Genomic DNA, 15379 nt, shown 5'->3' on the forward strand with positions numbered 1-15379 from the left:
AACCTTCTGCCGTTTTCGTGGAGGCTTCCAAACTATGCTGTGGATTCCGGGCAGCACATCACTCGGCGGAGTTGTTCACCCCCCTACCGCGGTAGGGTGCCAACATGACTGATTATGTCTCCAGCCCCGATGATGACTTACTTGCAGGTGCGGCAATCCGCTTGAAATCTGCTCGCAAGCGGTCACAAAAAACGCTCAGCGAGCTCTCCGAACAAACCGGAATTTCGGTCAGCACCCTCTCACGTCTGGAGTCAGGGCAGCGCAAACCTACCCTTGAGCTGCTCATCAAGATCGCCAGAGCGCACCGAGTCAGCCTCGACGATCTAGTCGGCGACCGCCCGGCGAGTGATCCTCGGGTACATCCGAGCGTGATTGAATTTAACGGCCGGAAGATGTTCCCGTTGACCAACCAGCCAGGCGGTCTTCGCGCCTATAAGATCATCATTCCAGCGGGGCTGAAAGACGAGACCCCTGAACAGGCCAGCCATGAGGGTTATGAATGGCTCTATGTGCTTTCCGGCCGGTTGAGGCTGCTGCTCGGAGAGCACGATTTGACTCTGAGCTCCGGGGAGGTTGCCGAATTCGATACCCGGACGCCACATTGGCTCGGCAAAGCTGAGCAGCGAGCGGTAGAGTTCCTCGCCCTCTTCGGCCCGCAAGGTGAACGGATGCATGTCAGAGCCAGGACCAAATAGCCTCTATCGGGCACTCAACCGCGGCTAATATGCGCCATCGCCACCGCTGCCCCGACCCGATACCCCTGAGAGGCAGCGTGAATTAACTGGGCTCCGGGGTCAACCACATTGCCCGCCGCCCAGAGCCCTGGCACGCTGCTCAGCCCGCTGGCGTCTACCTCCACGAAGGGGCCAAAGGGCGTCTGTTTCGTCCGGGCGCCAAGGCTCAGTAATAGCTCATCCCGAGGCTGCATTTGGCCGCTCAGATAGAAGGTATCCGCAGCCAAGACCTCACCACCGGCTAGCGCCACTCCGCTCAGCCTGGGTCTGCCCTGCGAATCCTTCTTTGACTGCAGTGCCGAAGCTTCGGCGACCAGCACCCGCACTCCGCGGTTTCTTAGAGTCGTCAACTGCTGCTCTTCGGCGTCTAGCACGGCTTGTTCGAGCAATACAGTGAGGTTCCCGGTCAGCTGGCTGACGATCAAGGCCTTATGCAAGTCCATTGCAGTACCTGCCCACAATACGGTGGCGCTATCACGCGCTTCCCAGCCGTGGCAGAACGGGCAGATGATCGCGTCCCTCGCCCATAGCTCGCGCAATCCCGGCAGCTCCGGCAAGACGTCCCGGATACCGGTTGCCACCACTAATTGGCTAGCTGAGAGCGCCGTCCCGCTGGCCAATTTCAGCTCGAAGCCGGACTCGACCCGAGTCCCCGATTGCACCGAATCTGAAACCAGCTGCACCCCGTAGTCGGCTACCTCGGCTCTGGCCGTCCTGAGTAATTCGGCGGGCGATTCACCATCACGGGTGATAAAGCCTTGGGAATGCTCAGCTGCAGCATTGCGGGGCTCCCCGGCGTCTACTACCGCTACCCGTAGCCGAATTCGAGCCGCCACCATGGCCGCACTCAAGCCGGCCAGTCCGGCTCCTACAATCACCGCGTCAAAGTTTGATTTCTGATTCATTTTTCCAGCTTGCCTAGCTGAGCATTGTTCGGCAAAAAATTTTGCCAAATTAGCAACTTATATCTTATCCACATTTTGTAATTTGTTAATTGACATAAAGTCGGCTACCTCTTTACGCTCGGGGCAGGTCTTCAGACTGAGGACCTCCAGCTTCGGCGGGAATCAAAAAAGTATGCAAAGGAGCACCATGAGCACGACACTCACCGCACTGCCCGTTGTGGAAACTGCACCCGGGAAGATCATGCCCGAAGCATTGATCAGCCTGGACTTCAAGGCCAACGGCCCGCTGGTCACCCCGGCCACTATGGGTGACGACGGCGTCACAGTCACCCTGTGTTCGTCCACCAGCATCCAGACCAGGCCAACTAAGGACTAGGGATAGCGATGGCCTCTTCCACCTATCTGCTCGCCAAGGGAGCAGTACTGGCAGACTTCGAAGACTCCCTGGTTTTAGTGTGTGGCAGCTCAGTAGTGCGGTTTCGTGAAAATCAAGAACTAGCTAGGACGCTATTCGATTTTCTCGATTCTCCCCGCACTGTTGAGGAGGTGGCAGCAAGGGTTCCGGCGCTAAACGACCCGGGACCCTTGTTGGGCTCACTCACCGCCGCCGGAGTGCTTTCTCGATCCTCCGGCGTGTTAGGCGAAATTGCGGAACTTCGAGAACTCGCTGGAGAAACCCCGGCCTTACATTTCGACCTACCCGAAACGCTCAACGCGCAGCTAGCCAGGACCCTACAAGACTTTCCGACCCTCGCCGAGGCGAGTCCAGCTACCGATAGCCCGACGGTTGTGGTCCGTCAGAACATTCCAACAATGATCAAACGATCCAGGGAGCTCTTCGAAGCTGGTATCTGCCATCTTCCTTTAGTCCCTTTCGACGGCGCCCGACTCATCGTGGGACCCGCCGTAGTACCTAAGCTCACCGCCTGCTTCGAGTGCTTGGTGATCAGAAAGGCTGCACTGACCGATTGGCCTGATGAATATCTGCGATTCCATCGGGGCAGCCCAGTCGGGGAGTTAGCCGCCGACGATGCCGGGCTCGGCTTGAATCTGGCCATCCGACTGGCATTGGCTGCCTTCTACCAACAGAGCAGCGAGCTTATTGGTGCCTGCACGATCTTTGATCCGAAATCCCTCACTATGTACAGCTCTCGAGTTTGGAGTGTGCCACGTTGCCCGACATGTTCAAAGAACGGGAAACTGTCAACCAGCTATCCATGGCTCAGCCCAGCCCGCTCAGAGCCGGCCTGATCGGCCCGGATCTTGGCCTGATTCCTGCGGTGCGCACTCTCCGGGTGACGCCCGGATCTATCAATGCCCCGGCCCTGGTGGTGCATCCGCCTCGACTACCCACTCTTGATGGACCGGTCGCCGCAGCTCCCTCCGCCACCGGCTTTGGTCTTGGCGCCCAGAAACTCTTCGGCTCCGCCACCGGAGAGTTCATTGAACGATACTCGGCCGGGATAGTGCCCCCAGAATTCCCCTCACTGGCCGGGGCTGATCAGATTCCGGCCCGCGAATTCCTGCAATTTACCGAGCAGCAATATGCCAGCGAAAGTTTTCCGTACCGTCATCCAGAAACACTTCCCGAGATCACATATGCGCCAGCTTACCGAGCTATCGATAACTCGCCGGTGAGTGTACCCGCTGACCTGAGTTACCTCACTCCTAGCAGTGATCAGCTCTGGTGCACGATGACCTCCAATGGGCTTGCCGCTGGCCGGAGCTTTGGCATGGCGACCCGGGCAGCGATCTTCGAACTCATCGAGAGGGATGCCTTTATGCGGGCCTGGTATCAGCGCATTGATGCCCCGCAGCTGCGCATTCCAGAAACCATTCCGCAACACTTCTCTGCCGAATTGAAAAGCATCTGCGAACAACTCCGCCTGTTGGGGGTAAGCATCAGTCTGGTCCGCTATATCGGGGTGGCAGGCATACCAGTGGTGCTTTCGACAGCTCGCTCAGCAGAAGTTGGCTTGGCGGTCGGTTGTGCAGCCAAGCCGACTGTGCAGGAGGCGATGGTTTCCGCCTTCATTGAATCCGTCCACACCTACAACTGGGCCCGCCGCGTCCTGCACCAAGAGGTCAGCATCAACTCAGTGGACAGCTTGGCCGACCATATCGCGCTCCATGCAAAGGTCGAAAACCGGACTTATAACGAGTTCTTGGACTCTGGTCCCATCCTCAGCGAGAAGCAATTCGTCTCCTCGCCGAGGTATAGCCTCGCCGACGCCATCAAACTCACCAAAGAAGCTGGCTGGGACGTGTATTTTGCGGATCTACGCTCCCCGGATGTGGCAGCGAATGGCTGGCATGTGGTCCGCGCACTGAGCCCACAAGCGGCCACGCTCGACGTCGAGGTACCGCATCTCGCTCAGCATCCCAACGCCAAACATCACATCCCCCACCCGTTCCCCTAACCGGAAAAGGATTTTCATGAACACCTCCGCCGAGAAGATCTTGCCCTGGATTCCCCTAGATGACCCAGCTGAGAACTACCATCAGGCCTCAAAGTTGAGCCGTTGGGTCAATGACTCATCCTCCGCAATGTACGCCTACGACTTAATGACCGACCCGGAGGCGATAGCCAGCTTCGGAGTGCCAAGCAGCAACTACCCTTCCGCCGAGCACTATCCACTGGCTAATTCGCGCTGGGGTTCCAGCATCTCCAGCGTGCTACGCAACCGCCACTCAGCCCAGTCCTTCTCAAATGCTCCGGTGAGCTTCCAAGATTTCAGCACCCTGTTGCGGGAGTCTGCCTGCCTGACCGAAAGCTACGGTCGCGGAGCCCCCTCGGCTGGCGGACTCTACCCGATTGATATCTATCTCTGCATCACCAATGTTCAAGGGCTACCCGCAGGTTTCTACACCCTGGCAACCCATACGGCGACGCTACATAAGCTCGAAGTCAGCACCGAGCCGCGACAATTTCTCAAGGAATCGTTGCTCTTCAACGACCTCGCTGCACACTCCGCTTTCCATCTTTTCTTCATCGCCTCGATGCCTCGGCTACGAATTAAATATGGTCAGCGCTCCTATCGGTTTGCACTGATCGAAACAGGTCATCTTGCTCAGGCAATGATCATGTGCGCCCAGGAAGCCGGGCTGGCAAGTTGTCCGGTCGGCGGTTTTATCGATCAGAAGATTGACGACTTGTTTTGTCTAGACGGCGTTGAACAATCTGTGCTTTACAGCGTGGCCTTTGGACAACCCGATTTCAGTCGGGCAGCTGATGTCCGAACCTCTCAAAACCAGAAATGAGCAGCATGAATCATCAGTCCACCGTGCGCTGGCAAGGGGTTACCAAGACCTATCCCAATAAGGTCGCCTTAGCTGACTTCTCCCTCGAGCTGGGGACCGGCGTGCATTGCTTGCTGGGTGCCAATGGGGCCGGGAAGTCTACTGCGCTCAATATTCTGTGTGGTATTCGCGCGGCCAGCTCAGGAAAGGTCTCGGTGCTTGGCGAGCAGGTGCGGCGTGCTGGGCCACAGGCGAAGTTGATTGGTTGTGTACCTCAATCGCTCTCCTTTCCACCTACTCTGAGGGTGGCTGAAGTGGTCCGATTCATCGCTGTGCATTACCCGAAGCCACTGGACTTCGCCACCGTGGCGGAGAAGCTCGAACTCACTTCACTTCGGAACACCCAATGCGGCAGCCTCTCCGGTGGACAGCGCCGCAGACTAGGAATCGCGGTGGCGTTGCTTTCCAACGCTCCCGTACTGATTCTCGATGAGCCGTTAGCCAGCTTAGATATCGACGGCCGAGCCGCTGTACGCCAAATACTGCTGGAGCAAAAAGAACTAAGTCGCTGCGTGATTATGGCTTCGCACGATTACGCAGAAATCGAAGCCACTGCGGATACAGTTACTTTGCTCAAAGGCGGTCGCACCTTATTGAGCGGTGCCACCGAGGCGATCAGAGACACCCTCAACACTCACTATCTGAGCTTTTACAGTGCGGTCGAGCTACCGGCAGAACTTAGCAGATTAGGCACTGTAGAGAAGCTTGGTGAGCAAAAATACCGGCTCATCACCTCGGAGCCAGATCAGGCGAGTCGATTGATCGTAGGTACGCTGACCGAACCTCGCTTGCAAATCAGCAAAGCGTCTTTGGAAGATGCGGTCAAGGTGCTGCTTGAGGAGGGGCAGGAATGAAATATTTACTTGAGCACACCAGAATTCAATTCCTTGAACTGTATCGATTGCCCGCTTTCTTCCTTCCCCTGGTTGCGTTGCCAGCGCTCTTTTATCTGATGGCTGGCTCGCATTCCAGCCTCTCCCCGGCTCACTCTCTCTTCAATTACCTGGCTTTCGCGATCCTCGGCACCGTGATGTTTCAGTTCGGCGTGGGAATCGCCGGGAACCGCAATGACCCATGGAACGTCTATCTACTCACGTTATCGGCGAGTCCACGGCTTCGAATAGCTGCACAGTTACTCAGTGCACTGTTATTTAGTCTTGTTTTTGCCTTGCCACTGCTCATCATCGGCGGGATTAACGGCGCTTTGCTTTCCGCCTCTCCGAGCGCCCTCGGGCTGGGCACCTTGGCCCTGCTGAGTGGCGGCATCGTGCACGGCAGCCTCGGTTTGGCACTTGGATACTGGCTACCAGTAAAAGGGGCGGTTCCTCTGACCAACCTGATCTACTTCCCGCTATCTTTTGTCGGCGGGCTATTCGGTCCGGTGCAATTAGGCGCACTTCAATTCCTACACTCCTTCAGTCCAACAGGAGCCTGGACCGACCTGATTGCCTCAGCTTTGCGAAGCCAGTTCAATTTCGTGGCAACGCTGACCCTCGGAATCTACTTCGTACTTTGCGCCACCGCCGCCATTATCGGTTACCGAAGAGTGGAGCAAACCGAGTACCACTAAATCTTTTCAGCAGTTAGAGCTGGCAGCCAATTAAGAGCGGTTCTGGCTCTAGGAGGATGCCAAAGCGTTCCTGCACACCGGCACGAACAGCTCTGGCAACCGCGAGTAAGTCCTCGGCGCTTGCCCCTCCCCGATTGGTGACCGCCAGGGTGTGTTTGGTGGACAGTGTCGCCCGTCCGCCGCTCAGCTCCGCACCAAAACCCTTAGCAAATCCAGCCTGCGAAATCAGCCAAGCCGCACTCAGTTTGACTTGGTCTTCGCCATCCACCGGATAGCGGGGAGCGGCTTCGGGAAGCTGAGCAGCCGCGGCCTGCGAGACGATCGGATTGGTGAAGAATGACCCGGTGGAATAAGTATCCCGGTCCTCCGCGGCGAGGACCATGCCCTTAGCTGCCCGCAGTTCCAGCACAGCTCGACGGACATCGCGAGCATAAGCTCGCTCGCCGACCTGCACACCGAGCCGTTTAGCCAATTCGGCATAGCGCAGCGGTGCGCTCATTCTGCCCAGCGCGAGCTGAAACTCAACGGTCAGCACCACAAAACGTGGTGAACCGGTCGAGGTCGCCCGCTTGAGCATTGAATCACGATAGCCAAAGCCAAGCTCCGAATTCGTGAACGTCTTGACTTGGTTCAGCTGGCGATCCCAGACCCTGATCGCGGCAACGGTTTGCGAGACATCGGCCCCATAGGCACCAACGTTTTGCACCGGCGTCGCGCCAGTTAAGCCCGGAATTCCGGAGAGTGCTTCCAGGCCGCTCCAGGCATGCAGCACCGACTGTTCAACCAGCTCGTCCCAAGGCTGGCCAGCCTGCACTAGCACCGAAGCGCCACCGCAACTGTCTTCGGAGGAGACCTTGAACCCCTCGCTAGCGATCAGTAGCACCGTGCCGTCAAAGCCTTCATCGGCGATCAGCAGATTCGATCCCCCACCGATGATTAGCAGTTTTTCTCCGGCGGCGTCCGCTGCCCGGACCGCCTCAATCACTTCGGATTCAGAGCCAGCACGGACAAATTTCTCCGCTGGTCCGCCTACTTCGGAGGTCGTCAGCTCAGCCAATCTCATAGCTTCAAGCCTACCCTCGCCGGGCCTCATGGCCGGTCCCCACTGGCGGACCTGATTCCGGCCGACGGGTCACCGAGGTGAGCAGGAAACTGACGACGATGAGCACCAGAACCGCCAATAGCGAGTGCAGCACGCCAATGTGCTCGGCAAGCAGCCCGAGCAACGGGGGTCCGCAGAGAAAAGCACCGTAGCCAATTGTTGATACCACCGAAACCCTGGCGGCGGCGCGCACCGGGTCATCGGCAGCCGCCGACATGCCCACTGGAAAACCGAGCGAGGAGCCTAAGCCCCAAATCACCAGCCCGACAAAGGCCCAGCCGGGGCTTGGCGCAAACACAAAGAGCACCAGGCCGAGCGCCGCCGTCGAGGCGCAGACTCGTAACACCACCACTCGCCCCCAACGATCCAGGAAGATCGTGCCGCTGAACCGACCAATTGTCATCGCGGTAACAAAAACCCCGTAGCCGAGAGCCCCAATCGCATTGTCCTGACCATAGCCATCGGCCAGGGCGAGCGGTACCCAATCCCCCGCCGCACCTTCGGCGAGCGCCAGACCGAGCACCAGCACACCAATCAAAATCGTGCGGGGTTCTCGCCAGGCAGCGGCAACCTGACTCTTCGCGTCCAGCTTCTGGCCGGGTTGCACTGCCGGGATCGGCCCGGTGATCGGATCGCGAGTCAGCTCGATGTTCCGGTCGCTAGAAGCGATCACGCGCTCGCTCTTATCGGACTGAAAGCGCCGACTCGCCCAGTAAACCAAGCTGGCAACGGCTAAACCGGCGAGCGAAAAATGCCAGAGCACGGGAACCCCGAGGCCCGCCGCGAGCGCACTCAGCGCCGCTCCAATGACCGTGCCAGCGCTGAAGGCACCGTGCAGCCTTGGCATAATGTGACGCTCCAGGGCACGTTCCAGGCTGGCCCCTTCGACATTGGAGGCGGTGTTCCATGGCGAGACGCCGATGCCGATGACGGCCAGTCCCGCTCCGGTCACGATGGGATTACCAAAGCTGCTCACGCCCAAACCAGTGAGCAGCAGGCCGGTCGACATCACGGTAGCGCCCAGCACGGTGGCACGTCGTGGCCCTAGTCGAGCCACCACCAGACCGGAAAGCGACACCGAGATGAAGGAGCCAAGACTGAGGCACAGCAGTAGGCCACCTATCGAGGCCGGGGTGAGGGAAAGTCCGTCACGTATCGCCGGAATTCGCCCCACCCAGGAAGCGGCGCCCACGCCAGACATGAAGTATGCCAGCAGGACGGCGTTGCGCCACTGCTTGAGCGCAGTAATTGACGGCGGCGAAGCCGCTGTCACGTCAGGCGGACCAGCGCTTGCGCTTTGACCAGCACTTTCTGGCCGTCGGTGCTCACCGTTAAATCAATACGCGCGGTCTTAGCTTCCTCGTCCAAGGCACCCACCACAGCACTGACTTCGATCACCGCACCGTTTTCGTCGTCGGCCACCGGCACCGGCTTGGTAAAACGCGTCTGGTAGTCAATCACCGCTGCTGGGTCACCAACCCAGTCGGTCACTAGCTGCACCGCCGAACCCATGGTGAACATGCCGTGAGCTATCACACCGGGCAGCTCAACTTCGAGGGCAAACCGTTCGTTCCAATGAATCGGGTTGAAGTCCCCCGAGGCACCTGCATAGCGGATCAAATCTTCGCGACTCACCGAAATGCTGCGCTCAGCAATCAGTTCACCAACGCTGAGGGTGGAAAACTCGACGCTCATTCGCCCTCCTCTTGGCTTCGCACCAAAATCGCCGATCTGGTGGTCGCTACCGCCTCACCATCTGTGCTGGTGATCTCGGCACGGGTGGTGATCATCGCGCCGGCCCCCATGCTCCGAATTGAATCCACATGCAGTTCGGCTTGCAGGGCGTCGCCAGCGACAATGGGGCGATGATGAGTGAACCGCTGCTCAGCATGCACTACTCGGGAGAAATCAATGCCCGACTCCGGGTCAAGCACAAGTTGCGCGTCGGCTTGCTGGGCGATGATGATGGCGAAAGTCGCCGGGGCGAGAAGGTCTTGATAGCCGAGTTCCTGAGCCGCACTCAGCTCAAAATGCGCAGGATGAGTCGCCTTGACTGCTTTGGCGAACTCGCGAATTTTCTCTCGGCCGACGTCGTAAACGGACGTCGCGGGGTAGACCCTCCCCAGCAAATCAGGGTTGACGGACATGGCTCTCCTAGACAAAGAAATCAATGACTCTAAGCCTATCTCCCGAGGGGCCCCAGCCGAACTCGTGAGGATGGGGAGGGAGATAGGCGCTATCTCCCGAGGGGCCCCAGCCGAACTCGTGAGGATGGGGAGGGAGATAGGCGCTATCTCCCGAGGGGCCCCAGCCGAACTCGTGAGGATGGGGAGGGAGATAGGCGCTATCCCCACTTCCTCCCACGATTCGTACCTCACCGCGGGTCCCTCGGAAGCGTGGGGCCACCCCGAGGGCCCTTAGCCGTGAGACTTTAGCCAGCTCCTTGCACCAGCCCGAAATTGTTCAGCGCTTAGTTGGCCAGCGCCGCTCGGAATTGCGCCGAGCAGTTCGCTCCGTAATTCCGCCAGATACTCGTGGTTGCTAAAGGCTATTCGATCCGGCGCAGCTGGCCAACTGCCAATGATGAGTTTCGGCTCTGACACTCCCCTATGCCGGAGAGCTTCCAAAGTGAGTTCAGTGTGATTGAGGGTGCCGAGTGCACTCCGGCAGACCACAATGGCAGTTGACTCCGGAAAGGCCAGCATCAGATCGGCCAGCGTGTGACCGGCCAGATCAAGCTTCACCAAGAGACCGCCAGCCCCTTCCACCAGTACCCGATCATGCTGAGCCATCAATTGCTGAATTCGCGCAATGTGGTCGCCAAGAGTGGGTAGCTCACGTCTTTCCGCGGCAGCCGCGGGCACCGGAGCCATTGGCTCGCGCAGCCGGATGCCCTCGGCGACGGCTTGAACACCAGTGAGCCTAGCGACCTCCTCGACGTCGCCAGGCTGTCCCGCCGACACACCGGTTTGAGTCGGTTTATAAACCGCCACCGTCTCGGGGTGCAGCGCTGCAGCAAGCGCGGCGGTGGCGATCGTCTTGCCAACCTCGGTGTCGGTGCCGGTGACAAAGATCAGTTTACGAAGTTCCTGACTCATCACGGCGTCCTTTCCACCATTACGGTGTCCGGAGACTGAAAAGATAGCAGCCTGGTCCAGCTCGGCTCAGCGGAAACGATTCGAAGAGCTGGCAGCAGCCGCGCCGTAGTCTGCAGCACGCAGACGGTCTCAAGTTCCGCAAGCTTGGCGCCCAGGCAACGATGCAGCCCGTGACCGAAGGCTAACGAATATCCGTTGTCACCTGCCCCGGGAAGGTGGTGCCCACTGAGTTCGAGCAGAATCTCGGCTCCGGCGGGTATTGCGCTGCCGGCCAGCTGGGTGTCTCGGCTAGCAACTCGTCGCCAGGTGGGCACCGAGGACTCGGTGGCAAGCAATTGACGAACGAACGAGTCCGCGGAGAGAGCCCCATCGGCCAGGGCCTGCCAGCAACCTGGATGACTCAGCGCCCGATAAAAGGCAATGCTGATCAGTTGGGAAGTGGTTTCCTGGCCTGCGATGATGAGGAAGTAGCCAAGAGAACAGATCTCCGGCACACTCAGGCCGGTGGCATGCAGCAAACCGAATAAGCTCTGATCCCCGCGATGCTGCTCGACTTTAGCGATCAGCCACTGATAGAAGGCAGCGGCGCTTATCGCCAGCTCAGCTTGCCGTGGTTCGTCGGGCCAGCCCCAGAAAAGCTCAAGCGAATCTCGGCTCCAGGTCTTCAGGATCGCTAGATCGGGTAGCTCAACCCCTATCAACTCCTGCAAGATCAGCGGAGGAATGTGGCGTCCCACCGCTCCGGCCAGATCGACTGTCGAGCTCTGCAAAACAGCCTCAGTCAGTTCGCAGCGGCTGGTCACGATCTCAGTCACGAGCGGAAGAATGCTCGCCACCTTGGCGGGCGAAAAGAAGCCGGCAACCTGCTGACGCACTTGCCGGTGCCGTTCGCCAGTTGCCGAGGCCAGCACCGGTGGCAACGCGAACTTGGCTTTGCTGAGAATGCGAAGAGTCGCGCTGCTCAACGGCACCACCGAAGTGAGCGCGTTGGTAGGCAGAAAGTCATCCACTCGTCGTAAAACTTCCCGCACTTCGTCCGGTTCTTGCACCAACTGATAATTCATTGCCTGTCTTTCGGTCGTTGACAATTCCCGCCAATCAATTCCCGGAGGAACGCGGTAGCGGCCACTACCTCGGCCTGGTCCGCCCCAGCGTGAGCGGTCAGTCGCAGCCGGGAAACCCCATCGGGCACACTCGGCGGACGGAAACAGCCCACCAGAATTCCATGGTTGCGAAGCTCCGCGGTAATCTCGACAGCTTGCTCGGCGCCACCCACCACGACCGATTGCACGGCGCCGGGGGCCTTCCTTAGCTGGATACCCATAGAGATCTGCTCAGCAATCTGGTGCAGTGATTCAACACGTTCCGGTTCGGCCCGGATGATCCGGCAGGCCTCCGCCGCTGCCGCCGCCGAGGCGGGCGCCAAACCGGTATCAAAAATGAACGACCTGGCGGTGTTCACCAATTGCTCCCGGAACATTCGCTTAGCAAGCACCACCCCACCTTGCGCGGCAAGTGCCTTGGACAAGGTTGCGGTGACCACCAAATACTCCAGATCGGCTAAGCCAAGAGCATGTACCAATCCCCGTCCAGCACCCATCACACCCAGGCCGTGGGCCTCATCGACCAGCAGCAAGGCGTCATATCGTGCGCACAGCTCCGCTATCGAGCTGAGATCAGCCAAATCCCCGAGCACCGAATAGACCGACTCAACCACCACCACTGCTCGCTTCGCGGAACGACCGGCCAGGCTATGCTCAAGGGCGGCAAGATCGGCATGCGGCGCTGTGATCAGTGGCGAGCGGCTGAGCCGTGCGGCATCAAATAAGGAAGCATGACAATGCGCGTCCAGCACAATCAAGGTATTCGGCCCACCGAGCGAGCCGAGCACGCCCAGGTTTGCCAGGTACCCGCTGGAGAAGACCAGCGCTGCTTCTTGCCCGGTCAGCTGGCAAAGCTCGCCTTCAAGTTCCTCATGCACCGGAAGCGTTCCGCTAACCACCCGGGAGGCGCAGGCGCCCGTGCCGGAGAGTTGCAGGGCGGTGGTCGCGGCCAGGATCAACCGTGGGTCCTTCGACAGCGAAAGGTAGTCATTGGAGGCGAGATCAAGTAATCCTGCTGCGACCGGAATAGCACGACGCTGCTGGCTCCGGCGGGCTCGCACGCGGGCCGCTTCCAACAGCCAGTCGCTGACCGCCAAATTCATTGCTGCACACGCTCCACTGCGGCGGTAATCGCAGCACCAATCGTGCTGATTTCCGCCGCGCTACTGATATACGGCGGCATCGTGTAAATCAGGTTTCGGAACGGTCGAATCCAGACGCCACGCTGGAGTGCAGCCTCAGTGGCAGCCTGCACGTCTACCGGTTTGCTGAGTTCGACCACACCGACCGCGCCGAGCACCCGGACTTCGCGCACACCGGGTTGCTCAGCTAAGGGCAGCAGCGTTGCCACCAGGCTCTGCTCAATGGCTGAGACTTGGTGCTGCCATTTCCCGTCCAAGAGCTCCAGAGAGGCGAGCGCTACCGCACAGGCAAGCGGGTTCGCCATGAAGGTTGGGCCATGCTGTATTGCGTTCTGCGGCCCGCTCTCAATTGCCGAGGCGAGCTCGGCGCTGCCCAGCACTGCGGCCAAGGAGAGATACCCTCCGGTCAGGGCTTTACCTAGGCAGAGGATATCGGGAACGACCGGCTTTCCCTGTCCGTTCTGGGTCCAGTCCGAGGCAAGCCACTTTCCGGTGCGACCAAAGCCGGTGGCGATTTCATCCAGAATCAGCAGCAGCCCGTACCGATCCGCTGCCTGCCGCAACACCAGCAAGCAATCTGGAGAATAGACGAACATACCACCGGCCCCTTGCAACACCGGTTCGACGATGATCCCGGCAAGCTCGGTACGGTGTTGTTCGAGTAGTTGATCCACCGCTGCCGCCCAGTTTGCCAGCTCTCCAGGCGGGCAACTGAGCTCGCCGTGATGCAGCTTGGCCGCGGGCGGGCGAGGGAGGAAAAGCTGAGCAGTCAGGTGCCCGGAGAAGGCCGCATGCATGCCATCGACGGGATCACAGACACTCATCGCCCCCGCAGTATCACCGTGATAGCCGCCGCGTAGCGCGGCAAACCGCCAGCGTTCTGCTCGGCCGACCGCGGCTTGATACTGAATCGCCATTTTCAGCGCCACCTCGACGGCGACCGACCCCGAGTCGGCAAAGAAGACATGTTGCAGAGGTTCAGGTGTGCGGTCAATTAATCGTTCGGCGAGCAGCACCGCGGGCTGGTGGGTCAGTCCGCCGAACATCACGTGGCTAAAGGTGGCTGTCTGCTCCCGGATTGCCGCGTCGAGCGCTGGATGACAGTAGCCATGAATAGTGCTCCACCACGAACTCATCGCATCAACCGCATCTAGTACCCGGCCACCGTCGTTCTTAAGCTTCAGCCGGGCACCAGAGGCACCGACCACTTGGTAAGGACTTGGGCCGTCCAACGGCGCATAAGGGTGCCAGAGCAGTCCGCGATCACGTTCAATGATCGAGCCGATCCGCGTCGGGGCCTCGGGCACCGTTCGAACCGAACCAATACTAGGCATTAGGAGCCACCGCGGTTCCGGCACCTCGACGGCGCAGCTGTGGTTTGTCGGCAATGCTTTCACTCTGCTCGGCCGCATTGAGTACTCGGAACCCGGCATCTGTGATCATCGCGAGGTCCGCGGCAGCTTCCTGACCTTCGCTGGTCAGATAATCGCCCAAGAAGAGCGAATTGGCCAGCTGCAGCGCAACTGACTGTAATGAGCGCAGGTGCATCTCGCGTCCACCGGCGATCCGCAGTTCTGCACTCGGGCAGGCAAAGCGAACCAGCGCCAAGATTCTGAGACACTGCCTCGGAGTCAGCAACCAGGTATCGGCTAGCGGGGTGCCCTCGAAGGGCATCAAAAAGTTCACTGGGATCGAGTCGCTGCCCAGCTCCCGTAGCGCGAAAACCGCGTCGACGAGCTCTTCGGGACTCTCTCCCATGCCAACAATGAGACCCGAGCAGGGCGAAAGTTCAGCCTGCTTCGCTTGCTGTACTGTGTTCACCCGGTCCTGGTAGTCGTGGGTGCTGCAGATCTCGGTATAGCGCGATTCATTGGTGTTGAGGTTGTGGTTATAGGCATCAGCGCCAGCGGCTTTAAGTTGCGAGGCCTGCCCTTCTTTCAGCAGACCGAGGCAGACGCAGACTTCGACTTCCGGGTGTTCTTGTTTGAGTTGGCCGACCATATCACCAACACGCGCCACATCCCTGCTGCTCGGCCCTCTACCGCTGGCCACCAGACAGACCCGAGAAGCACCGGCCCGGATGCCGATGCCCGCCTGGGCAACCGCCTCATCGGGTTTCAGCCAACTGTATTTGAGGATCTGGGCAGCCGAGCCTAGCCGTTGTGAACAGTAGTGGCAGTCCTCAGGGCAGAGCCCAGATTTGAGATTGACCAGGTAGTTGACCTTCACCGTGTTGGCAAAATACTGCCGTCTGAGGCGAGCGCCGGCAGCCACCAGCTCGATCAGTTCATCGTCGCTAGAGTTCAGGATGGCAAGCGCTTCCTCGCGTTGCAAGAGTCCACCATTCAGCTGGCGGGAGGCAATCTCAAAGAAATCATTGAACACTGTACAAGAGTATGTTTCAGACGAAAGTTTTACAATGTCT

17 protein-coding genes are annotated in these 15379 nt (G+C 59.3%); 7 read left to right on the top strand and 10 right to left on the bottom strand.

From position 1 onward, the window contains the following. Positions 1 to 104: 104 nt before the first annotated feature. On the top strand, positions 105 to 695 hold the full coding sequence (locus UM93_RS10100) for a helix-turn-helix domain-containing protein (protein ID WP_045075380.1): 591 nt from the start codon (positions 105 to 107) through the stop codon (positions 693 to 695). 14 nt (positions 696 to 709) lie between these two features. Here the strand turns inward: UM93_RS10100 and UM93_RS10105 are convergent, their stop codons facing one another. Then, positions 710 to 1639, bottom strand: coding sequence for an NAD(P)/FAD-dependent oxidoreductase (locus UM93_RS10105; RefSeq protein WP_045075381.1), 930 nt, complete (start codon positions 1637 to 1639; stop codon positions 710 to 712). A gap of 187 nt (positions 1640 to 1826) precedes the next feature. Here UM93_RS10105 and UM93_RS10110 point away from each other — a divergent pair, with 187 nt between their 5' ends. The 6 genes from UM93_RS10110 to UM93_RS10135 are packed head-to-tail and all read left to right on the top strand — an operon-like array spanning position 1827 to position 6509. Beyond that, the gene (locus UM93_RS10110) at positions 1827 to 2015 is read left to right on the top strand and encodes a hypothetical protein (protein WP_045075383.1); all 189 of its coding nucleotides are present in this window, start codon (positions 1827 to 1829) and stop codon (positions 2013 to 2015) included. A gap of 8 nt (positions 2016 to 2023) precedes the next feature. Further along, the gene (locus UM93_RS10115) at positions 2024 to 2890 is read left to right on the top strand and encodes a hypothetical protein (protein WP_045075384.1); all 867 of its coding nucleotides are present in this window, start codon (positions 2024 to 2026) and stop codon (positions 2888 to 2890) included. Next, positions 2857 to 4059 carry a YcaO-like family protein gene (locus tag UM93_RS10120; protein WP_045075385.1) on the top strand — a complete coding sequence of 401 codons (1203 nt, stop codon included), beginning with the start codon at positions 2857 to 2859 and terminating at the stop codon, positions 4057 to 4059. The genes UM93_RS10115 and UM93_RS10120 overlap by 34 nt, the downstream gene beginning before the upstream one ends. A 16-nt stretch (positions 4060 to 4075) precedes the next feature. Next, positions 4076 to 4900, top strand: coding sequence for a SagB/ThcOx family dehydrogenase (locus UM93_RS10125; RefSeq protein ID WP_045075387.1), 825 nt, complete (start codon positions 4076 to 4078; stop codon positions 4898 to 4900). Between the two features lie 5 nt (positions 4901 to 4905). Then, positions 4906 to 5793, top strand: a complete 888-nt coding sequence (locus tag UM93_RS10130; protein WP_045075388.1) for an ABC transporter ATP-binding protein — start codon at positions 4906 to 4908, stop codon at positions 5791 to 5793. Further along, positions 5790 to 6509, top strand: a complete 720-nt coding sequence (locus UM93_RS10135) for a hypothetical protein (RefSeq protein WP_045075389.1) — start codon at positions 5790 to 5792, stop codon at positions 6507 to 6509. Before UM93_RS10130 ends, UM93_RS10135 begins: the two co-directional genes overlap by 4 nt. Before the next feature lie 13 nt (positions 6510 to 6522). Here the strand turns inward: UM93_RS10135 and UM93_RS10140 are convergent, their stop codons facing one another. The 9 genes from UM93_RS10140 to bioB all read right to left on the bottom strand — a co-directional run bounded on the left by UM93_RS10140 (position 6523) and on the right by bioB (position 15339). Beyond that, positions 6523 to 7572, bottom strand: a complete 1050-nt coding sequence (locus UM93_RS10140) for a UDP-N-acetylmuramate dehydrogenase (protein WP_045077219.1) — start codon at positions 7570 to 7572, stop codon at positions 6523 to 6525. Positions 7573 to 7582: 10 nt separating this feature from the next. After that, positions 7583 to 8884, bottom strand: coding sequence for an MFS transporter (locus UM93_RS10145; protein WP_045075390.1), 1302 nt, complete (start codon positions 8882 to 8884; stop codon positions 7583 to 7585). Beyond that, positions 8881 to 9306 (bottom strand): MaoC family dehydratase, encoded by a 426-nt coding sequence (locus tag UM93_RS10150; RefSeq protein WP_045075391.1) that lies wholly within the window; start codon positions 9304 to 9306, stop codon positions 8881 to 8883. Before UM93_RS10150 ends, UM93_RS10145 begins: the two co-directional genes overlap by 4 nt. Then, entirely contained in the window at positions 9303 to 9758 is a 456-nt protein-coding gene (locus UM93_RS10155; protein ID WP_045075392.1) for a MaoC family dehydratase N-terminal domain-containing protein, read from the bottom strand. Before UM93_RS10155 ends, UM93_RS10150 begins: the two co-directional genes overlap by 4 nt. 270 nt (positions 9759 to 10028) lie before the next feature. Further along, positions 10029 to 10709, bottom strand: coding sequence for a dethiobiotin synthase (gene bioD / locus UM93_RS10165; protein WP_045075394.1), 681 nt, complete (start codon positions 10707 to 10709; stop codon positions 10029 to 10031). Continuing rightward, positions 10709 to 11773 (bottom strand): cytochrome P450, encoded by a 1065-nt coding sequence (locus tag UM93_RS10170; RefSeq protein WP_045075395.1) that lies wholly within the window; start codon positions 11771 to 11773, stop codon positions 10709 to 10711. The genes bioD and UM93_RS10170 overlap by 1 nt, the downstream gene beginning before the upstream one ends. After that, positions 11770 to 12915 (bottom strand): aminotransferase class I/II-fold pyridoxal phosphate-dependent enzyme, encoded by a 1146-nt coding sequence (locus tag UM93_RS10175; protein WP_045075396.1) that lies wholly within the window; start codon positions 12913 to 12915, stop codon positions 11770 to 11772. The genes UM93_RS10170 and UM93_RS10175 overlap by 4 nt, the downstream gene beginning before the upstream one ends. Then, a complete protein-coding gene (gene bioA / locus UM93_RS10180) occupies positions 12912 to 14288 on the bottom strand; it encodes an adenosylmethionine--8-amino-7-oxononanoate transaminase (protein WP_045075397.1) in 1377 nt (458 codons plus the stop codon). Before bioA ends, UM93_RS10175 begins: the two co-directional genes overlap by 4 nt. Continuing rightward, positions 14281 to 15339 (bottom strand): biotin synthase BioB, encoded by a 1059-nt coding sequence (gene bioB, locus UM93_RS10185; RefSeq protein ID WP_045075398.1) that lies wholly within the window; start codon positions 15337 to 15339, stop codon positions 14281 to 14283. Before bioB ends, bioA begins: the two co-directional genes overlap by 8 nt. Positions 15340 to 15379: the final 40 nt, after the last annotated feature.

The organism is Psychromicrobium lacuslunae, from assembly GCF_000950575.1.
GTDB lineage: Bacteria > Actinomycetota > Actinomycetes > Actinomycetales > Micrococcaceae > Renibacterium > Renibacterium lacuslunae.